The sequence below is a fragment of the Octadecabacter dasysiphoniae genome, assembly GCF_021532615.1.
In the GTDB taxonomy this organism is placed as follows: Bacteria; Pseudomonadota; Alphaproteobacteria; order Rhodobacterales; family Rhodobacteraceae; genus Octadecabacter; species Octadecabacter dasysiphoniae.
The window spans coordinates 264146-282173 of the sequence record NZ_JAKGAQ010000004.1 but is presented as its reverse complement, the minus strand read 5'-3'; the positions used below and the strand labels follow the sequence as shown (position 1 = coordinate 282173).

Annotated in this window: 19 protein-coding genes; 12 read left to right on the top strand and 7 right to left on the bottom strand. The window is 57.6% G+C overall.

Annotated elements, in window-relative coordinates:
• Positions 1–36: 36 nt before the first annotated feature.
• The 3 genes from L0664_RS15780 to L0664_RS15770 all read right to left on the bottom strand — a co-directional run bounded on the left by L0664_RS15780 (position 37) and on the right by L0664_RS15770 (position 4424).
• On the bottom strand, positions 37–1713 hold the full coding sequence (locus L0664_RS15780) for a BCCT family transporter (RefSeq protein ID WP_235226857.1): 1677 nt from the start codon (positions 1711–1713) through the stop codon (positions 37–39).
• A gap of 137 nt (positions 1714–1850) precedes the next feature.
• Entirely contained in the window at positions 1851–2510 is a 660-nt protein-coding gene (locus L0664_RS15775; RefSeq protein ID WP_235226961.1) for an SOS response-associated peptidase, read from the bottom strand.
• A gap of 357 nt (positions 2511–2867) precedes the next feature.
• Complete coding sequence (locus L0664_RS15770; RefSeq protein WP_235226856.1) at positions 2868–4424, bottom strand: bifunctional metallophosphatase/5'-nucleotidase; 1557 nt, start codon at positions 4422–4424, stop codon at positions 2868–2870.
• A gap of 144 nt (positions 4425–4568) precedes the next feature.
• Here L0664_RS15770 and L0664_RS15765 point away from each other — a divergent pair, with 144 nt between their 5' ends.
• Genes L0664_RS15765 through arsC form a run of 3 tightly spaced genes read left to right on the top strand, consistent with a single transcriptional unit; the run spans position 4569 to position 6291 of the window.
• The gene (locus L0664_RS15765) at positions 4569–4904 is read left to right on the top strand and encodes a DUF952 domain-containing protein (protein ID WP_235226855.1); all 336 of its coding nucleotides are present in this window, start codon (positions 4569–4571) and stop codon (positions 4902–4904) included.
• Positions 4901–5944 (top strand): quinone-dependent dihydroorotate dehydrogenase, encoded by a 1044-nt coding sequence (locus L0664_RS15760; protein ID WP_235226854.1) that lies wholly within the window; start codon positions 4901–4903, stop codon positions 5942–5944. Before L0664_RS15765 ends, L0664_RS15760 begins: the two co-directional genes overlap by 4 nt.
• Complete coding sequence (gene arsC / locus L0664_RS15755) at positions 5941–6291, top strand: arsenate reductase (glutaredoxin) (protein ID WP_235226853.1); 351 nt, start codon at positions 5941–5943, stop codon at positions 6289–6291. Before L0664_RS15760 ends, arsC begins: the two co-directional genes overlap by 4 nt.
• A 1-nt stretch (position 6292) precedes the next feature.
• Here arsC and L0664_RS15750 read toward each other — a convergent pair whose 3' ends face one another.
• From L0664_RS15750 to L0664_RS15740, 3 genes are read right to left on the bottom strand one after another with little or no spacing between them, the layout of a single operon-like run.
• Positions 6293–7606: an MATE family efflux transporter gene (locus L0664_RS15750; RefSeq protein ID WP_235226852.1), complete on the bottom strand. Its 1314-nt coding sequence runs from the start codon at positions 7604–7606 to the stop codon at positions 6293–6295.
• Entirely contained in the window at positions 7599–8087 is a 489-nt protein-coding gene (locus L0664_RS15745; protein WP_235226851.1) for a PaaI family thioesterase, read from the bottom strand. The genes L0664_RS15750 and L0664_RS15745 overlap by 8 nt, the downstream gene beginning before the upstream one ends.
• A complete protein-coding gene (locus L0664_RS15740; RefSeq protein WP_235226850.1) occupies positions 8084–8518 on the bottom strand; it encodes a PaaI family thioesterase in 435 nt (144 codons plus the stop codon). The genes L0664_RS15745 and L0664_RS15740 overlap by 4 nt, the downstream gene beginning before the upstream one ends.
• A gap of 124 nt (positions 8519–8642) precedes the next feature.
• Between L0664_RS15740 and L0664_RS15735 the strand changes: the two genes are divergently transcribed.
• From L0664_RS15735 to L0664_RS15695, 9 genes are all read left to right on the top strand, one after another.
• Complete coding sequence (locus L0664_RS15735; protein ID WP_235226849.1) at positions 8643–9011, top strand: MerR family transcriptional regulator; 369 nt, start codon at positions 8643–8645, stop codon at positions 9009–9011.
• Positions 9004–9471, top strand: coding sequence for a hypothetical protein (locus L0664_RS15730; RefSeq protein ID WP_235226848.1), 468 nt, complete (start codon positions 9004–9006; stop codon positions 9469–9471). Before L0664_RS15735 ends, L0664_RS15730 begins: the two co-directional genes overlap by 8 nt.
• A gap of 279 nt (positions 9472–9750) precedes the next feature.
• Positions 9751–10149, top strand: coding sequence for a MerR family transcriptional regulator (locus L0664_RS15725; RefSeq protein WP_235226847.1), 399 nt, complete (start codon positions 9751–9753; stop codon positions 10147–10149).
• Positions 10150–10184: 35 nt separating this feature from the next.
• The gene (locus tag L0664_RS15720; RefSeq protein ID WP_235226846.1) at positions 10185–11963 is read left to right on the top strand and encodes an acyl-CoA dehydrogenase C-terminal domain-containing protein; all 1779 of its coding nucleotides are present in this window, start codon (positions 10185–10187) and stop codon (positions 11961–11963) included.
• 68 nt (positions 11964–12031) lie between these two features.
• The gene (locus L0664_RS15715) at positions 12032–12244 is read left to right on the top strand and encodes a hypothetical protein (protein WP_235226845.1); all 213 of its coding nucleotides are present in this window, start codon (positions 12032–12034) and stop codon (positions 12242–12244) included.
• A gap of 291 nt (positions 12245–12535) precedes the next feature.
• Positions 12536–13168, top strand: a complete 633-nt coding sequence (locus L0664_RS15710) for a glutathione S-transferase family protein (RefSeq protein ID WP_235226844.1) — start codon at positions 12536–12538, stop codon at positions 13166–13168.
• Positions 13169–13190: 22 nt separating this feature from the next.
• Positions 13191–14402 (top strand): acetyl-CoA C-acetyltransferase, encoded by a 1212-nt coding sequence (locus tag L0664_RS15705; RefSeq protein ID WP_235226843.1) that lies wholly within the window; start codon positions 13191–13193, stop codon positions 14400–14402.
• A 5-nt stretch (positions 14403–14407) separates the two neighbouring features.
• The gene (locus L0664_RS15700; protein WP_235226842.1) at positions 14408–14899 is read left to right on the top strand and encodes a hypothetical protein; all 492 of its coding nucleotides are present in this window, start codon (positions 14408–14410) and stop codon (positions 14897–14899) included.
• Positions 14892–17093: a 3-hydroxyacyl-CoA dehydrogenase NAD-binding domain-containing protein gene (locus L0664_RS15695; RefSeq protein WP_235226841.1), complete on the top strand. Its 2202-nt coding sequence runs from the start codon at positions 14892–14894 to the stop codon at positions 17091–17093. Before L0664_RS15700 ends, L0664_RS15695 begins: the two co-directional genes overlap by 8 nt.
• Positions 17094–17232: 139 nt before the next feature.
• Here the strand turns inward: L0664_RS15695 and L0664_RS15690 are convergent, their stop codons facing one another.
• Positions 17233–17871 carry a Hint domain-containing protein gene (locus tag L0664_RS15690; RefSeq protein WP_235226840.1) on the bottom strand — a complete coding sequence of 213 codons (639 nt, stop codon included), beginning with the start codon at positions 17869–17871 and terminating at the stop codon, positions 17233–17235.
• Positions 17872–18028: the final 157 nt, after the last annotated feature.

Here is an 18028-nt window from a genome sequence, read left to right as displayed (position 1 = left end):
AATGCTGCGGGGTTTTCTTGATTTATGCGGCGAAGGTTACTCCGCTGGTGTTACGTTCAGATTGGTTGTCACAGCTTCAACGCCCGCCTTTTCACGACGACCATCGTTGTAGATCGCCTTGAGCAATGAAATCGCCATCAACACCATCACGAGTGAGAACGGCAGCGCGCCGATCACCATGGCTGTCTGAATGGCACCTGTACCGCCCGAAATCAGCAGGCCCGCAACAACCAGTCCAAGGGCAGCACCCCAGAACAGAATGTGTGGGCGCGCCTTTGGGCCTTCGTCGCCCGCAGCATTAATGGTGTTCACAATCAACACCGCCGAGTCAGCGGATGTAACAAGGAACGTCATCAAAAGAACCACGATCAACAACGCCATACCCCAAGCAAGGATATCCGCGATGGGGGCCAGCATGAATTCGGTCATGGCAAAGATCTTGTCACCGTTTTGCGCCGCAAAGATAACACCGTCTGCTCCGCCGTTCAGTTCCAGATCAATCGCGGTGCCACCGGCCCACGCAAACCAGACGAAACACATCAACGCAGGCACAACGAGCGCGCCGAGAACGAATTCGCGAATGGTCCGCCCGCGTGAAATACGCGCAAGGAACAATCCGACGAATGGTGCAAACGCGATCCACCAAGCCCAATAGAACACGGGCCACCAGCCCTGCCACTGCGCAAGCAAGAAGGATTCAGACCCTTCAACACCGTCAGAACGGAAGACATTAAAGCTGAGTTCCGGCAGTGCAATGATGTAGTCCCACAGGCCGATGAACATCGCATTGAAGCCAAACCATGTGGCACCAAAGATGATGAAGAAACCCAGCAGGATGATCGACAGCACCATGTTGATGTTGGACAACCACTTGATGCCTTTGCCAACACCGGACAACGCCGACAACGTCGACGCACCCATGATCACCAGCAAGGCCACGATGATACCGACAGTAGATGCACTGCCCGTTTCATCTGTAAGACCGCCGATACCGATACGTGTCAGGCCAGCAACAAACTGGTCCACACCAAAGCCCAGTGTTTGGGCCACACCAAGAATGGTCGCAACCACGGCGACGATATCAATGATGGTTCCCAAAACGCCCGACAAAGCAGACCCGAACAAAGGCGTGAGGCCAGAGCGGATCGTAAGCGGCAGACCACGGCGATAGCTAAAGAACGCGAGCGACAGACCACAAATCGCGTAGCACGCCCATGCGCCAAAGCCCCAGTGCAGGAACGACCATTTGTACGCCATGCGCACGTTGTCGGCAGTGCCGCCATTGGTGATCCCCATGATGGTTTCGGGGTTGGACCCGAAATGCGCGACCGGTTCGGCCACAGCCCATGTCAACATGCCGACACCGATACCGGCACCAAACATCATCGAGAACCATGAGAAATTGGAAAACTCGGGTTTTTCGCCTTCAGCCCCGAGGTTCATTTTTCCTGCCGTCGGCCAGATGGCCAGAACGATACAGACGATAACAAAAAACGCGACAACCCAAATATACCACGCCGCGAAACTCGCGAGGATCGCGGAATTCCATGCGCCGAGCACTTCGCCAGCCCACTCGGGCCACACGATGCACCAAACGACAAGAACGCCGATGATGATTTTACTGATGACCGTCACGTCGACGCTGAAGCCGCGGTAAAAACCGGTCTCCGCCGTCTTGATCGGAAGGTCCGAAAGTGGTGGTTGAATAGACATATCTGTTCCCTGTGCTTATTTTATTGGCGACAGCATCACGCGAAAGTCGCCGTGTGACAAGGTTTGTATCTAAAAAGGTAACAGTGTGTCTTGAAATTCACGAAAAACGACCCATCAGACCGCTAAACGACACCTAATTAGCCATTTTTAAGCGGGTCGATTAGGTGTGGGCCTGCCGCGCGGTTGGAATTTACGGCGGTATCAACGCGGTGAAACTGCAATGTGTCTTCGCTGGTGGCCTGCATCAATGGTGCAGCCCCCTTGCCTTCTTCGCCCAGCCAAAGCGCCCAGTCGTCCGGTTCCAGAATGACCGGAATACGGTGATGGATTTTCGCCATCGCAGCATTCGCCGCGGTTGTGACGATCGCCGCAGTCGCGCCCTGATCCCCCCAATCCTGCCAGATCGCGGCAAAGGCCATGGGCGATCCATCACTGCGCTGCACATACCACGGCAGCTTGCTGCCATCCTCGGGGCGTTCCCATTCGTAAAACCCTGATGCCGGAATAATGCACCGCCGCTGCCGACACGCCGCCATGAATGCGGGCTTTTGCGCAATCGTTTCGGCCCGCGCATTGATCAGCAACGGCCCGCCATTCGCCTTTTTGTACCAATGCGGGATGAAACCCCAGCGCACCGGGGCGTAGCGCCGCCCGCCTTCGCCTGCTGTCACGGCGGACACCTGCACCGTGGGGCAGACATTATAATTGGGCACATCCGGCAGATCGTTCGCGGGGGCGGCGCGGAACAATTGCGACATCGCCGCATGTGGAAGGGTCAGGGCCATACGTCCGCACATGGCGCGACCTTGCACCATGCCCGCAACGCAGCGCAACACCCCAACGCACGCTGTCTTCATCTTGCGTTCACGCCCACGCGGCACACTCGCCCTTGGTTAACCCGTGGGCCTACCTTAGGTCTGCGCCATGGAATTTCGGGACAGCCGGCCCCCTAGACCACCCCAGCCCGTTGCGGGCAGATCGGGTGCAGGGGCGGGTCTATTTGCAGCGTGACCCTGACGGTTATCACCCGTCACGGCGCCTTCCCCGCACCAAACAGTCCTTTCCTAACGATGCCGACTGACACCAGACGCCACTACGAAAAAACCCCGCCGCACAGATCGCGCGACGGGGCCAAAAGACGTGTGAAACGCCGTTTATTTCATGTTGATACGGCCATCCGTATATGGCTGGTACGGCGCATTTGCCGCGATGTATTCCGCCGTCACGTCCGCCAGATCAGGGCCGAAATCATAGGCGTTTTCTGCGTCCGTAAACATCGAGAACCCGTCGCCCCCGTTGCGCACAAAGTTGTTGGACACAGCACCATAGGTTTTACCCATATCCAGTGCTTCACCGCCAACCATCACGTCGGAAATCCGGCTGCCCGGTTCTTGTGACAGATCAACGCTGAACGTCATGCCCGCGACCTGCAAGAAACGGCCAGATCCGTCTTCGTGCTGGGACACTGCATTTTCCAAGGCGGCCATCAGCGTTTCACCAGAAATCTGGAACGTGGACAGCGTGTTCTGGAACGGCAGCACCGTCAGGACTTCGCCCATGGTCACTTCGCCCGCGTCGATATCCGCACGGATACCGCCAGAGTTCTGCAAGGCCACGTCGATGCCTTGATCAGCCACACGGTCAAGCATGGCATCGGCAATCAAGTTGCCCATGTCACATTCCATCTGGCGGCATACGGCGCGATCACCGGTCAACACGCCTGCGGTTTCAGCCACAACGCGGTTGCGGATTTCATCAAGCGGCAGCGCAAGTTCAGCGATACGTGCAACCGCAGCTTCGTCTTCTGCCACAGTCCCGTCAATGATGATCGCTTCGCCGGATGCTTCGGTGATCACACCGTCATCATCAAACGTTACGTTCAGCTCACCGAGGAATTTACCGTAGGCGTAGGCCTGAACAATCGCCGTATCGCCGATCATTGTCGGATACAAACCAGCCGCATCCTCATCATCGCCAAGATACGTGTTAGAATGCCCGCCAACGATAACATCAACACCTGTCGTCGCCTCTGCGATCGCAATGTCGACGTTATAACCAGAGTGGGACAGAACGATAATCTTGTTCACGCCCTCAGCGGTCAGACGATCAACCTCGGCCTGAACCGCATCCGCAGCCGGTGTGAAAATCACATTCGGACCGGGGCTTGCCAGCTCATCCGTGTTTTCAGGTGTCAGGCCGATCATGCCAATGCGTTCGCCGCCACGTTCGATGATCGTGGATTTCTGGATCGCGTCGGACAACAGCGGTTCACCGGACACATCCGCGTTGGACATCAGCACAGGGAAGCTCACCGTGTCGACAAACCCGCGCAGAACCTCTGGGCCATCGTCAAATTCGTGGTTGCCCACGGTCATGCCATCATAACCCAGCTGGTTCATGAATTCGGCCGCCATCGCGCCCTTATAGTAAGTGTAGAACAGCGTGCCCTGAAACTGGTCGCCGCCATCCACAAGAATGGAATTGTTCGTCCGCGCGCGGGCATCGGCGACGGCTGTGATCAAACGGGCCGTACCGCCGAAACATTCACCAGCGTCGTTGTCTTCTGCCGAACAGCCGGAATCATATTTGCTGATCGGTTCGAACCGCGCGTGGAAATCATTGGTGTGAAGGATGGTCAGCGAATAATCCGCTGCGGCCATACCCGCGATCATCGTGAAAGCGGCGGACGTGGAAAGAAGTCGTGCAAGCATTGTAGCCCCCATTGGTTTTTCTGGTTCCAGCTTGGGCCGTTTCGGGTGACAGAGTCAAAGGCAAGCCGCGAAATTGGCGTAACGTCGTCTTGTAACAGCGTGCCGACACTTGACCTTCGCCCAAGGCTTGGGCACTTCGGAGGTATGTTGATCTTTAAAATACTCACCGCTGAACAATGGGCCACGCTGGACGCCACAGGCAGTTTTGCTGGCGCGCCGATTGATCTGGCCGATGGCTACATCCACACCTCGACCGCGACACAAGCGCAAGAGACAACGGACAAACATTTCGCAGGTGTCGAAGGGCTGATGCTCGCTGCACTTGATGTCAAAAGTTTTGGCGATGATCTGGTGTGGGAACCATCGCGCGGCGGCGAAGATTTTCCGCATATCTACAATCGCCCCCTTTTGCGGTCCGAAGTGGTCTGGGCGCGCGCCATGCCGATCCTTGACGGGCGTCATGTGCTTGATCTGGCATGAGGGCGCTTGAATCCATCGGCCTGAAGGCCTTGCGCGCGTTTGATCCCGAAACCGCCCATGGATTGGCGCTCAAGGCGCTCAACACCGGGCTTGGCCCACGCACAGGGCCGGTAACATCTGATCGATTGAAATCCCGTGTTGCGGGGTTGGACCTTCCCAATCCGGTCGGGCTCGCCGCGGGATTTGACAAGAATGCCGAATGTCTGGCCGCCTTGGGCCGCACAGGGTTCGGATTTCTTGAAGTCGGCGCAGCAACGCCCCTGCCCCAAGACGGCAACCCGCGCCCCCGCCTGTTCCGCCTTACCGAAGACGAGGCTGCGATCAACCGGTTCGGGTTCAACAACCAGGGCATGGAACCCATTGCGACGCGATTGGAAAACCGCCCCGCCGGGTCCATCGTTGGCCTGAACCTTGGCGCGAACAAAACCAGCGAAGATCGCGCCGCCGATTTCGCCCGCGTGCTGGCCCGGTGCGGCCCCTTCGTTGATTTTGCCACGGTCAATGTGTCGTCGCCCAACACCGAAAAACTGCGCGACCTTCAGGGCAAAGAAGCACTGGCCGCACTTTTGGGCGGCGTCATGGACGCCAACGCGACTGGCATCCCGATCTTTCTGAAAATCGCACCCGACCTGACAGATACCGACCTCGAAGATATCGCATCAGTTGTTGGCACATCCGGCCTGTCGGCCGTCATCACCACCAACACAACATTGTCACGCGACGGTTTGAACAGCCCCCACAAAGGCGAGGGCGGCGGATTGTCAGGCCAGCCCTTGTTTGAAAAATCAACGCGGGTGTTGGCAAAACTGTCGACCCTCACGGACGTGCCCCTGATCGGGGTCGGTGGCGTGGGATCAGCGCAGCAGGCCTATGACAAAATCCGCGCGGGCGCCTCGGCGGTCCAACTGTATACGGCCTTGGTCTATGGTGGCATTTCGCTGGCAAACGACATCGCAGACGGGCTTGACGCTCTGCTTGCGCGCGACGGGTTTGCAAATGTCGCTGACGCTGTCGGAACCGCACGAAAGGATTGGCTATGATGCCATCGCAGATGACAATCTGGCACAACCCGCGCTGCGCCAAATCGCGCGAAACGCTGGCGCTGCTACAAGACGCAGGGCATCAGCCCGCCGTGCGGTTGTACCTTACCGATACCCCGTCCGAGGCTGAGGTCATCGCGGTGCGCAACGCCCTTGGCGTCACCGCCGACGACATGATGCGCAAAGGTGAAAAGATCTTCAGAGAGCTGAACCTTGCCACCGCGACGGAAGACCAGCTGATCGATGCCATGGTCGCCCATCCGATCCTGATCGAACGCCCCGTATTGCTGAACAACGGCAAAGCCGCGATTGGCCGCCCGCCGGAACGCGTTCTCGATATCGTTTGATTTAGGGCCCCACGGACCTCTCAAGCGCAGGATACCGCGCCCCCAAAGTCAAACCGCGCGCCGCAAAGCTGATCAGCAACGCCATCCAAAGCCCATGATTGTTGAACGCGGGCATCAACGCCAACGCGGCTGCAAAATAGATGACCGTCGAAATCACCATCATGTTGCGCATGTCGCGGGTGCGGGTTGCCCCGATGAATATTCCGTCCAGCATGAACGGCGCGGCGGACAACAGCGGCGTCAGCGCGACATAGAACAAAAATTCGCGCGCGGCTGATCGCACGTCAGGCGCGGTTGTCATCCAGTCAATGATCGTCCCGCCAAAAACGGCAAACACCACCGCGAGCATCAGGCCCGTTCCAAAACACCACAGCGACACCATCACGCTGGCACGGCGAAAGGCGCGGCGTTTTCGCGCGCCCATCGCCTGACCAACAAGGGATTCAACGGCAAACGCAAATCCGTCCATGGCGTGGGCCATGACAGTCAGGAACTGCAAAAGAATGTGGTTGGCCGCAAGGCGCGTGTCACCGTAGCCCGCCCCGAAGAACAGAAAGCTCATGAAGATGGATTGCAGCAACAACGACCGGATCATGATGTCCGCGTTCACACTGGCAAATCGGCGCAGCTTACCGGGGTCCAACAGACGCGCGCGGTCCCGCCACGGGGCCCCATCAAAGGCGTGGCGGCAATACCAAAGGCCAAGCGCGCAGCCAGCCAATTCTGCGATGACTGTCGCGATGGCCACGCCCTGCACGCCCCAGCCAAGGCCAAGCACAAACACCAGATCAAGCGCGATGTTGATCCCGTTCATCACCAATTGCATCACAAGGATCGCACCCGTGCGTTCTGCCGCCACCAGCCACCCTGTGATCGCGAATGTCGCAATCAGGAACGGCGCGGACCACACACGGATTTGCATATAGCTGCGCGCAAGGGTTTCGACCTCGCCGCTCGCGGGGGAAAGCCAGAACCCGAAGGCAAACAGCGGGCTTTGCAATACGAAAATCAGCACACCACCCATCGCAGCTATGCCAAGCGCGCGGATCAGGATGGCCGCGTTTTCTGCAGCGTCCCCCGCCCCGATCGCTTGGGCCGCGAACCCCGTGGTGCCCATGCGCAGAAACCCAAAAATCCAATACAGGCCCGTCAGGATCACAGCACCGATACCAACAGCCCCGATCGGCGCAGCAAGGCCCATTTGCCCGACAACGCCGGTGTCCACCAACCCCAGCAGCGGCACGGTGATGTTGCCCAGAACCACCGGCACCGCGATATGCAGAATGCGGCGGTGGCTTAGGACAACGTCAGCCATCGCTGGGCTTTTGTGGCATCAGGAAATGCCCGGTGGCTTGGGCGAACAGACGGCTGCGGTTGTCCTGCCATGCCTCAACGTGGACTGACGCATAGCGCCGGCCGGACCGGTTGATCGTCGCGCGCGCATAGGCATCGCGCGGCAGCCCGGGGCGCAGATAATCAACGGTGAAATCAATCGTCTTGGGAAGACGCAGCGCGGTGACATCCTCGCCCGCTTCCATGCGGTCCCACATGGCGGCCCAGCTGAGTTCAATAATCGCGGTGGTTTCCAGAAACGCCGCCGTCGCCCCGCCATGGATCGCCGGAAGCATCGGATTGCCGATCAACATATCCTGATAGGGCATAACCCCCGTCAGCTCATCCCCGCGCCGATCAAACCGAAAGCCCATGAATTGAATATAGGGCACACCTTCGATCAGCGATTGAAGGGCGGCGTCGCGGCGTTGTTTGATCACTTGGACGGGTTCGGGGCGTTTCATGATGCTGGCCCCGTTTGAATGGTAAACGCACCTGTGGCGGTCGCGACGGGGCGATCGGTGTCTTCGTCCAGTGCCGTGGCGCGCACAAACGCGACCGAACGCGTGACATGATAACATTCCGCCCGCGCCGTGATGGTCTGACCCGGTGTCGCCGAACGCATATAATCAATCCGAAGATCCAGCGTGGCCGTGCCAATCGGCAGGCTGTCATGCACCATCACGGACGCGCCCGCACAGGTATCCAGCAGTGCGGACACCGCGCCACCATGGATCACGCCGGTTTCAGGATCACCCACAAGACGGGCATCATAGGGCATCGTGATGGTTGCCGTGCCCCCGCCAATATCCGTCAGCGACATCCCCAAAGCATGGGCATGGGGCAATGCGGCGATAAACTGTTTGGCGATTTTGGCTTGGCGTTCGCTGGTCATGCCCCTGTTGAACCCTGCACGACGCAAACACACAACCCTGAAATCACATCTGCGTCGCCAACATTGCCCCAAACCGTTTGCCCGCGTAGAGTTGTCCCAACAACGACGACCCCCGGAGTATATTATGGCAGAGCCGCGTCTGAGCTTTAAAGAAATGTGTGCCAAGTTCGACGTGACCCCACGCACGTTGCGCTATTATGAATATATAGAATTGCTGTCGCCTGAACGGGTCGGGCGATCCCGGTTTTATGGCGCACGCGAATTGGCGCGCATGACGCTGATCCTGCGGGGCCGCAAATTCGGATTCCCCCTTGAGGACATCCGCCAATGGCTGATGATTTACGAAAACGAAGGCACCGAAGCACAGATGAAATTGTGGGTTGAATTGGCCGACCGCCAGTTGAGCGAGCTGACAGAGCAGCGCCGCCAGCTCGATGAAACCATGGACGAGCTTCAATCCCTGCGCGATCTGACAGCAAAAACACTTGGCTAAATATCTCGTCCTTGCCCTGCTGTTGGGGGCCGCGACCCCAGCGAGCGCGCAAATGGCGCTTTTGCCGGATGGCGATTACGCGGTGCAGCTTGGCGATGTGGTGGTGCGTGCGGATGTATCACAAAACCAAACCACGATTTCAGGGCCCGATGTTACAACGTGGAGTGTGCCCGCAACGCCGCGCCTGTTCGGGCTGTCCCCATCCGGCGACCAGATGCTTGCGATCCACGAAGGCAGACATATCGATGCGGTTGAACCGTTTTTGTTGGTGGCGACGGTGTATCGGCGCGACGGCGACGGTTTCACATTTCGCCACATTGCTCTGTCGACCCTTCGCCTGCCCCAAATCCTCCCGCGTGATGACCTTGGATTGCGCTGGCTTGATGCCTTTTCCACGGTGGCGGACGGATGGATTTTGTCTTTGTCGGACGGCAAAACCGCGAAGATTCCATTCAACTAGCGCCTAGGTTGCACCCACAACGGCGACCTCACCGCACCTGCGCTGAGTCGCAGGGTATGGAATTCCATACCGTAAGACCCTTATAAAATAGGGCTTAGGGGGAAACCTCGACCATTCTTCCCTCTTAGATTGTTGCGCAATTTCGTGCGATTTCTTTCCTGACCTTTCGTAAACCCCGTTTTGACGCGGCGTTACGTTTACGTTTACGTCACCGATGCTTGTAGGGTGTGTCAACAACCCTCAGGTGCCGGTCACCCAAACCGCTTTGAGGAAAAGACAATGACGGACAAAACCATGACCATTCGCCAAATGTGCGAAGATTTTGATGTGACGCCCCGCACGCTTCGGTTCTACGAAGCTAAGGAACTGCTGTTCCCGACACGCGAAGGCCAGAAACGCCTGTACGGCAAACGCGACCGTGCGCGCCTTAAACTGATCCTGCGGGGCAAGCGTTTTGGCTTCTCCCTCGAGGAAATCCGCCAACTTCTCGACCTGTACTACATGGACGACAGCCAAGAGACCCAATTGCGCGAAACTTTCGTACTGGCCCAAAAACATCTGGCCGACATGCAAGCCCAGCGCGCCGAATTAGATGAAGCCATCGCCGAGCTGAAAACCCAAATGGATTGGGGTTCTGCACGGTTGGCCAAAATGGAACCAAAGCACGCAGTGGCCTAACGTCACTGCCTGTTTCACAAACGAAGAGAACCCATATGCCGATCTACAACGCCCCCACCAAAGACATGCAGTTCCTCCTTCACGACGTGCTGAAGGTGTCCCAGCAAGACATCCCCGGTTACGATGAACTGGACCGTGATTTCACCGGGGCCGTATTGGAAGAAGCCGGCAAAGTCGCAACCGAAGTGTTGCTGCCGCTGAACCATGTGGGCGACGTCGAAGGCTGCACCTTGGAAAACGGTGTCGTGCGCACACCAACCGGTTTCAAAGAAGCCTTCAAGGCAATGAAAGACGGCGGCTGGACGGCAATGGATTGCGATCCTGAATACGGGGGCCAAGGCCTGCCGTATGTCATGCACACCGCCGCACAGGAAACATTGGTCAGCGCGAACATGGCGTTCCAGATGTACCAAGGCCTGACCCACGGTGCCTATTCCGCGATCTACATCCACGGATCAGACGCGCAGAAACAGACGTACCTGCCGAAAATGACGACCTGCGAATGGACAGGCACGATGAACCTGACCGAACCGCACTGCGGCACCGATCTGGGCCTGATGCGCACGAAGGCAGAGCCACAAGACGACGGCAGCTATGCGGTGACGGGCCAGAAGATCTTTATCTCGGCCGGTGATCACGACATGGCTGATAACATTATCCACCTTGTGCTGGCGAAAATCCCCGGTGGGCCCGAGGGCATCAAAGGTGTGTCGCTGTTTATCGTACCAAAGTTTATCGTGAACGAAGATGGATCACTGGGTGATCGCAACCCCGTCACCGTCGGCAAGATCGAAGAAAAGATGGGCATCCACGGCAACGCAACCTGCGTGATGAACTATGATGGCGCCAAAGGCTATCTGATCGGCGAGATGCACAAAGGCATGCGCGCCATGTTCACCATGATGAACGAAGCCCGCATGGGTGTTGGCCTTCAGGGCTACGCACAAGCAGAAATCGCCTATCAAAACGCAGTGGCCTACGCCAATGATCGTCTTCAGGGCCGCGCTGTCACGGGTGCTGAAAACCCCAACGGTCCTGCCGATCCGCTGATCGTGCACCCCGATATTCGCCGCAACCTGATGGATCAGAAATCCTTTGTGGAAGGCGCGCGCGCGCTGACATTCTGGGGATCAACCCTGATTGACCGCGCCCACAAGAACAACAACGAAGAGGCCGAAGGCCTGATTTCGCTGATGACACCCGTCATCAAAGGCTTTTTGACCGACAAGGGTTTCGAATACGCCACAGCAGCACAGCAGGTCTACGGCGGACACGGCTACATCGAAGAATGGGGCATGTCCCAATATGCCCGCGATGCCCGTATCGCGATGATCTACGAAGGGGCCAACGGCGTTCAGGCGCTTGACCTTGTGGGTCGCAAACTGGCGCAGGACGGCGGCAAGCACGTCATGGCGTTCTTTGAGATGATTAAAACATATGTGTCTGAAAACAAAGGTGATGAGGCGTTCGAAAAGGACTTCCTCGATCCGCTGAAAGCCGCGTCAAAAGACCTTCAGGCCGCAGGTATGTATTTCATGCAGAACGGCATGAAGAACCCCAATCACGCGCTGGCCGGATCTTATGATTTCATGCACATGATGGGACATGTCTGTTTCGGTCTGATGTGGGCACGCATGGCAAAGGCATCCATGGAGGCGTTGGCCGCGGGCGACACCGACACCGCGTTCCACGAAACCAAGATCGCGACAGGCCGCTACTACATGGCGCGCCAGCTTCCGGCGACGGCGATGCACCTTGCGCGGATCAACACAGGTGGTGACACCGTGATGGCGCTGGACGCTGCGAACTTCTAAGCGCACGATACCAAGATCGGGGGTGGCAGGTTAACTCTGCCCCCTTTCGTTCCTATATTAGAGGTCACATGCCCAAACGTTTCCGCCTCACCCGTCGTTTTCCCGTCGCCATGACGGAAGACGGATACCGTCGCCTAAAGAAGTTTTCGCGCGACGCTGGACTAGACGAAGGAGAGGCGTTGTCGTTCCTGTTTGAACACTTCGATTCAATCATCGACGACGACACGTTTGCCCACAGGTTGCGGATTTTTAATTCTGAACTGGAGGCGCGCAAGAAATGAGACGCCACCGCGTGCGATGCAAACCGACCCTCCGGGGGGAGTTTTTTGGCCTAGATGAAGGGGCGCGGCGCTCCACCCCGACCGGCCGAGTGTTCTCCGTTTCAGGAGCGCTGCACGACGGATCGGGGCTTCACCTAGGACGCCGAGTCGCTCTCCAGCTATCGCCGCGCCCTAACCGTATGGCGTTAACCTTAATGGTTTATGAAAGCGCACACCGCGCCCCTTCATCTAGGCCAAAAAACTCAAACCCGCCGCCAGCCACAAGGCGCATCCCTTGAAAGGGGCAACATCATGATCAAACTGCATTGCTTTGGCGAAAGCGGGAACGCTTATAAGGCGGCCCTGACGCTTGAGCTGTCGGAGGCCGAGTGGGAACCCGTCTATGTTGATTTCTTCAACGGCGGCGCGCGCACTGATGAATTCAAAGCACTCAACGTCATGGGCGAAGTCCCTGTGATGGAGGACGGTGATCTGGTTTTGACGCAGTCTGGCGTGATCCAGGATTACGTGTCCTCCAAGACAGGCAAACTGGGCGGGCGGTCTGCTGCGGAACGTCGCGATGTGCTGCGTTGGATGTTCTTTGACAATCACAAGATCAGTGGCGTGGCAGGTGGTCTGCGTTTCATGATGAATTTCATGCCCGAAGAACGGCGCAACGCCGATGTGATCGCGTTCCAGTCCGCCCGTTTGATGGGTGGTTTGAAAGTGATCGAAACCCAACTGAGTGATACGAAATTCCTGACAGGGGCTGATCTGACAATCGCCGACATCGCCTGTTCCGGCTATCTGTTTTACCCCGAACCGTTCGGGTTTGACCGTGCAGATTTCCCCCACATTGACGCCTGGTTGTCCGCCATTGAGGCCACGCCACGCTGGAAACATCCCTATGATCTGATGCCGGGTTCACCCGCTGACAGATCTTAAACATGGCCCTAAAGGAGAGACCATGACCGACGCTTATATCTACGACACCATCCGTACCCCACGCGGCAAGGGCCGCAAGGACGGCGCGCTTCACGAAGTGACCTCCGCCAAGCTGTCCGCAGGCGTTTTGAATGCCCTGAAGGCCCGCAACAACCTTGAGGGCCATGCCGTTGAGGACGTCATTTGGGGCAATGTGACCCAAGTCAAAGAACAGGGCGGCTGTCTGGCGCGCACGGCCGTTTTGGCGTCTGACCTCGATCAATCGATCCCTGGTCTTGCGATCAACCGCTTTTGTGCGTCCGGCATGGAGGCCGTCAATCTGGCCGCCAACCAAGTGCGCGGCGGGGCCGGGATGGGTTACATCGCTGGTGGCGTTGAAATGATGGGCCGTGTGCCCATGGGCAGTGACGGGGCGGCGATTGCCGTTGATCCATCCATCGCAATGGACACCTATTTTGTGCCCCAGGGTATTTCTGCCGACATCATTGCGACGGAATACGGGTTCAGCCGTGACGATGCAGATGCCCTCGCCGTGGCGTCCCAAAACCGCGCTGAGGCCGCTTGGAAAGACAACCGTTTTGCCAAGTCTATCGTGCCCGTCAAAGACCAGAACGGTTTGGAAATCCTGGCGCATGACGAATACATGCGCCCGCAAACGGACATGCAAAGCCTTGGTGGCCTGAAGGCCGCGTTCAAGGACATGGGCGAAGTGATGCCTGGTTTCGACAAGGTCGCGCTGATGAAGTACCCGCATCTTGAGCGGATCAACCATATCCACACGGCGGGCAACTCGTCTGGTATCGTGGACGGGGCCGCTGGTGTCTTGATCGGGTCGAAGGAATTTGGCGAAAAGTTCGGCCTGAAGCCACGCGCGCGTATCCGCCAGACGGCGAAAATCGGCACGGATCCAACTATCATGCTGACCGGGCCTGTGCCTGTGACGCACAAGATCCTTGAAGACGCGGGCATGGCCATTTCAGACATCGATTTGTTTGAAGTCAACGAAGCGTTTTCATCTGTCGTGCTGCGTTTCATGCAGGCGTTCAACGTGGATCACAGCGTGGTCAACGTAAACGGTGGATCGATCGCTATGGGTCATCCGCTGGGTGCGACAGGTGCGATCATCATCGGCACGTTGCTGGATGAACTTGAACGCTCTGACAAAGAAGTTGGCCTTGCCACGCTTTGCATCGCGTCTGGCATGGGGGCAGCAACAATCATTGAACGGGTGTAACCCTGATGGCCGTCGACCCGACTGACCCTGTCGCACTTTATCAAGCGCATATCGATGTCTTGTCAGACGCCCTTTTGCGGGCGGACGCCGAGACGTTTATTTCGCGCATGAGCTATCCGAACGTGATGGTGTGCGATGGGGGCACGACGGTTATCAAAGACGGCGCCCACGAACGCGCGATACTGGCCGAGTATTTCGAAACTTTGCGCATGCAACGTGTCACCGCGTTTATCAGGCTTTGCACAGAGGCGGAATTCATCACGCCAGACCGGATCGAAGGCACCCATATCTCTCATATGATGAGCAGCGGACATCGCCTGAACAAACCCTACCCCAATCGGCTGCGGTTGGAACGGATCAACGGACACTGGCTCGAGACGGCCAGCGCCAACGCCCTGAGACGGGCGGGCGGCATTATGTCCCTGCCCATCGTGGCCGATGATCCAAAGATCCCGCAGCTGCCGAAATTTGACCCTGAAAGGATCACACATGACTGATTTTACAATGAAAACGGACGCTGATGGCGTCGCTATCATCACATGGGACGTGGTTGGTAAATCCATGAACGTTCTTAGCCTCGAAGGCTGGGATGATCTGGATGCTTGCGTCGACACGGCGCTGGCTGACGACGCCGTGAAAGGCATTATCATCACGTCCGGCAAAAAAGACAGCTTTGCGGGTGGGATGGATTTGAACATCATCGCCAAGATGAAGGCATCGGCGGGCGATGATCCGGCACGTGGCCTGATGGACGGTTTGATGAAATCCCACGGCATCCTGCGCAAGATCGAACGCGCGGGCATGGATGCGAAAACCAACAAAGGCGGCAAGCCGATTGCAGCCGCCCTGCCCGGCACCGCGCTTGGCATTGGTCTGGAAATCCCGCTGGCGTGTCACCGCATTTTTGCCGCTGACAATGCGAAGGCAAAGATTGGTTTGCCGGAAATCATGGTCGGTATTTTCCCGGGCATGGGCGGCACAACCCGTCTGGTGCGCAAGATGGGCGCGATGATGGCATCGCCGCTGTTGCTTGAAGGTAAAATGAACAACCCGACGAAGGCCAAACAAGCTGGCGTCGTGGATGAGGTCGTTCCAGCGGACGAGCTATTGGCGGCTGCCAAAGCCTGGGTTCTGTCCGAACCCAAGATCGTCAAGCCATGGGACGAAAAGGGTTACAAAATGCCCGGCGGCGAACCCTATCACCCGGCTGGTTTTATGACCTTTGTGGGTGCCTCTGCGATGGTCAATAGCAAGACGCAAGGCGTCTACCCTGCGGCTAAGGCGATGCTGTCAGCCATCTACGAGGGCGCGATGGTCCCGTTTGATACGGCCCTCAAGATCGAAGCGCGTTGGTTCACGAACGTGCTGATGAACCCGAGTTCCGAGGCGATGATCCGGTCGCTGTTTATCAACAAAGAAGCCTTGGAAAAGGGTGCGAACCGTCCTGATGTGGCCGATCAGACCGTCAAAAAGGTTGGCGTGTTGGGCGCGGGCATGATGGGTGCTGGTATTTCGCTTGTGTCCGCTTTGGCTGGGATCGAAGTCGTACTGATCGACCGCGAACAGGCCGCTGCCGACAAAGGCAAAGACTATACCACCGCCTACATGGACAAAGGGATCGCCCGCAAAAAGGCGACCGAAGAAAAGAAAGAGGCCGTGCTGGCATTGATCAACGCCACCACCGACCTTGAGGCGCTAAAAGATTGCGATCTGATCGTTGAGGCCGTGTTCGAGGACGTTGGCGTAAAGGCCGAGATGACCAAGAAGGTCGAAGCGATTGTCGGTGACGATGCAATTTTCGCGACCAACACATCGACCCTGCCGATCACCGAATTGGCCAAGGCATCTGTGCGCCCTGACCAGTTTATCGGCATCCACTTCTTCAGCCCCGTCGACAAAATGGCGCTGGTTGAAATCATCCGAGGTAAAGAAACCGGCAATGTGGCCGTCGCGAAGTCTTTGGATTTCGTGCGCCAGATCCGCAAGACACCGATTGTCGTAAATGACGAACGCTTCTTTTACGCCAACCGCTGCATTCTGCCCTACGTCAACGAGGGCGTGCGGATGCTGCAAGAAGGCGTCGCCCCTGCCCTGATCGAAAACGCCGCAAAACTGGTCGGCATGCCGCTAGGCCCGCTGCAGTTGACGGATGAAACCTCCATCGACCTCGGCGTGAAAATCGCCAAGGCGACGAAGGCCGCGATGGGGTCTGACTATGATGATACGGCAGACGAGCTGATCTTTTGGATGGCCGACGAAGGCCGCCTTGGTCGCAAGACCAAAGCAGGCTTTTACGACTACGACGAAAAGGGCAAACGCCAAGGTTTGTGGGCTGGCCTGACTGAGCGCTACACACCTGCCGCAGAACAGCCTGACCTGACAGACGTGCAGCATCGCCTGCTGTTTTCCCAAGTGCTTGAGGCCGTGCGCGCCCTGGAAGAAGACGTACTGATGGACATCCGCGAAGGTGATGTTGGCGCGATCCTTGGCTGGGGCTTTGCGCCTTGGTCCGGTGGCCCGTTCAGCTGGCTTGATATCCTTGGTGCGCCCTACGCCGCCGCGCGGTGTGATGAGCTGACAAAAACCCACGGAGAGCGCTTTGCCTGCCCTGCCCTGTTGCGCGAAATGGCCGACAAGGGCCAATCGTTCTACGGACGGTTCGGAACCGGACAGGACAGCAAAGCAGCCTAAACGCCCTTTGCCAAAAAACTGCCCCGCCGCTGTCACCAGCGGCGGGGCCCGTTCGACCCTCGTTTTTTCTGGGGGAAAGCCCGAGGCCCGAACGGCTGCAATCGAAGGAACAGCCCCCGGTTGCAACTCGTACGTGGCGTTAGGCCGCCACGGTTTGTGTGGAAAACGATGGCGCGTGGCCTTCGTCTTCAAACATCAGGCAATCGATCAGGTCCTCGGCCACCTCAATCGACAAAACGTCATAGGACGATGCTGGCGCGTCTGACATCAGGTCAGCCTGCGCACGGCACAAGAACAACGCACCAATGTTGGCGAATACGATTTCGTCCTGCGCAAAGTGCAATTGGATCACCTCAACCCAATCGGACGCGCGCATCTGGGTGATGCCGCGAAAGCCGGACAATGCCGCACCCGGGATCAGCGCAAAGGGATCGCCTGTCATATCTTCTGCCGCGTCGCTTTCGATCATAACGGATTGGTGCGGCAGGATCGTCATGTCAGCGCGGTTGCCCAAAGCACCGGCAGGCACGAACAACGGCCAGCTTGCGATTTCGCCGGTGTCGGCCATCAACGGATGACGTGTGACTGCGATGACGGTTTGAAGCCCGCCATCAAATGTCAAAACCTGCTGGCCCTCGCGGATCGTTTCGACGTTCGCCCATCCAGCGTTCGTGGCGACCTTTGTGCCCGCAACCATTCCGGTTGTCCGTGCGTCCAGTTTTGGCAGTGCGGACTCGTTTTTAGCAGCGTCCCAAGCGGTGTTTTTCCAAGCAAACATTTTGACATCCCCATGTCTTGTTTTGATTTTCGACCGCGCCGTTTTTGTTTTGGCAGTGACGTGGTCGGTAGCAACAAAATCATTTGGGGTGATTCCCATGGCGCTCCTTGGCGCACAAAGGGGCAAGTTTGGGGCATTGATCAAACTTAACGGGGAA

Coding starts and splice junctions, on each gene's coding strand:
- L0664_RS15780 (WP_235226857.1), bottom strand. CDS start 1,713: ATGTCTATTCAACCACCACTTTCGGACCTTCCGATCAAGACGGCGGAG.
- L0664_RS15775 (WP_235226961.1), bottom strand. CDS start 2,510: ATGTGCGGACGTATGGCCCTGACCCTTCCACATGCGGCGATGTCGCAA.
- L0664_RS15770 (WP_235226856.1), bottom strand. CDS start 4,424: ATGCTTGCACGACTTCTTTCCACGTCCGCCGCTTTCACGATGATCGCG.
- L0664_RS15765 (WP_235226855.1), top strand. CDS start 4,569: ATGTTGATCTTTAAAATACTCACCGCTGAACAATGGGCCACGCTGGAC.
- L0664_RS15760 (WP_235226854.1), top strand. CDS start 4,901: ATGAGGGCGCTTGAATCCATCGGCCTGAAGGCCTTGCGCGCGTTTGAT.
- arsC (WP_235226853.1), top strand. CDS start 5,941: ATGATGCCATCGCAGATGACAATCTGGCACAACCCGCGCTGCGCCAAA.
- L0664_RS15750 (WP_235226852.1), bottom strand. CDS start 7,606: ATGGCTGACGTTGTCCTAAGCCACCGCCGCATTCTGCATATCGCGGTG.
- L0664_RS15745 (WP_235226851.1), bottom strand. CDS start 8,087: ATGAAACGCCCCGAACCCGTCCAAGTGATCAAACAACGCCGCGACGCC.
- L0664_RS15740 (WP_235226850.1), bottom strand. CDS start 8,518: ATGACCAGCGAACGCCAAGCCAAAATCGCCAAACAGTTTATCGCCGCA.
- L0664_RS15735 (WP_235226849.1), top strand. CDS start 8,643: ATGGCAGAGCCGCGTCTGAGCTTTAAAGAAATGTGTGCCAAGTTCGAC.
- L0664_RS15725 (WP_235226847.1), top strand. CDS start 9,751: ATGACGGACAAAACCATGACCATTCGCCAAATGTGCGAAGATTTTGAT.
- L0664_RS15720 (WP_235226846.1), top strand. CDS start 10,185: ATGCCGATCTACAACGCCCCCACCAAAGACATGCAGTTCCTCCTTCAC.
- L0664_RS15715 (WP_235226845.1), top strand. CDS start 12,032: ATGCCCAAACGTTTCCGCCTCACCCGTCGTTTTCCCGTCGCCATGACG.
- L0664_RS15710 (WP_235226844.1), top strand. CDS start 12,536: ATGATCAAACTGCATTGCTTTGGCGAAAGCGGGAACGCTTATAAGGCG.
- L0664_RS15705 (WP_235226843.1), top strand. CDS start 13,191: ATGACCGACGCTTATATCTACGACACCATCCGTACCCCACGCGGCAAG.
- L0664_RS15700 (WP_235226842.1), top strand. CDS start 14,408: ATGGCCGTCGACCCGACTGACCCTGTCGCACTTTATCAAGCGCATATC.
- L0664_RS15695 (WP_235226841.1), top strand. CDS start 14,892: ATGACTGATTTTACAATGAAAACGGACGCTGATGGCGTCGCTATCATC.
- L0664_RS15690 (WP_235226840.1), bottom strand. CDS start 17,871: ATGTTTGCTTGGAAAAACACCGCTTGGGACGCTGCTAAAAACGAGTCC.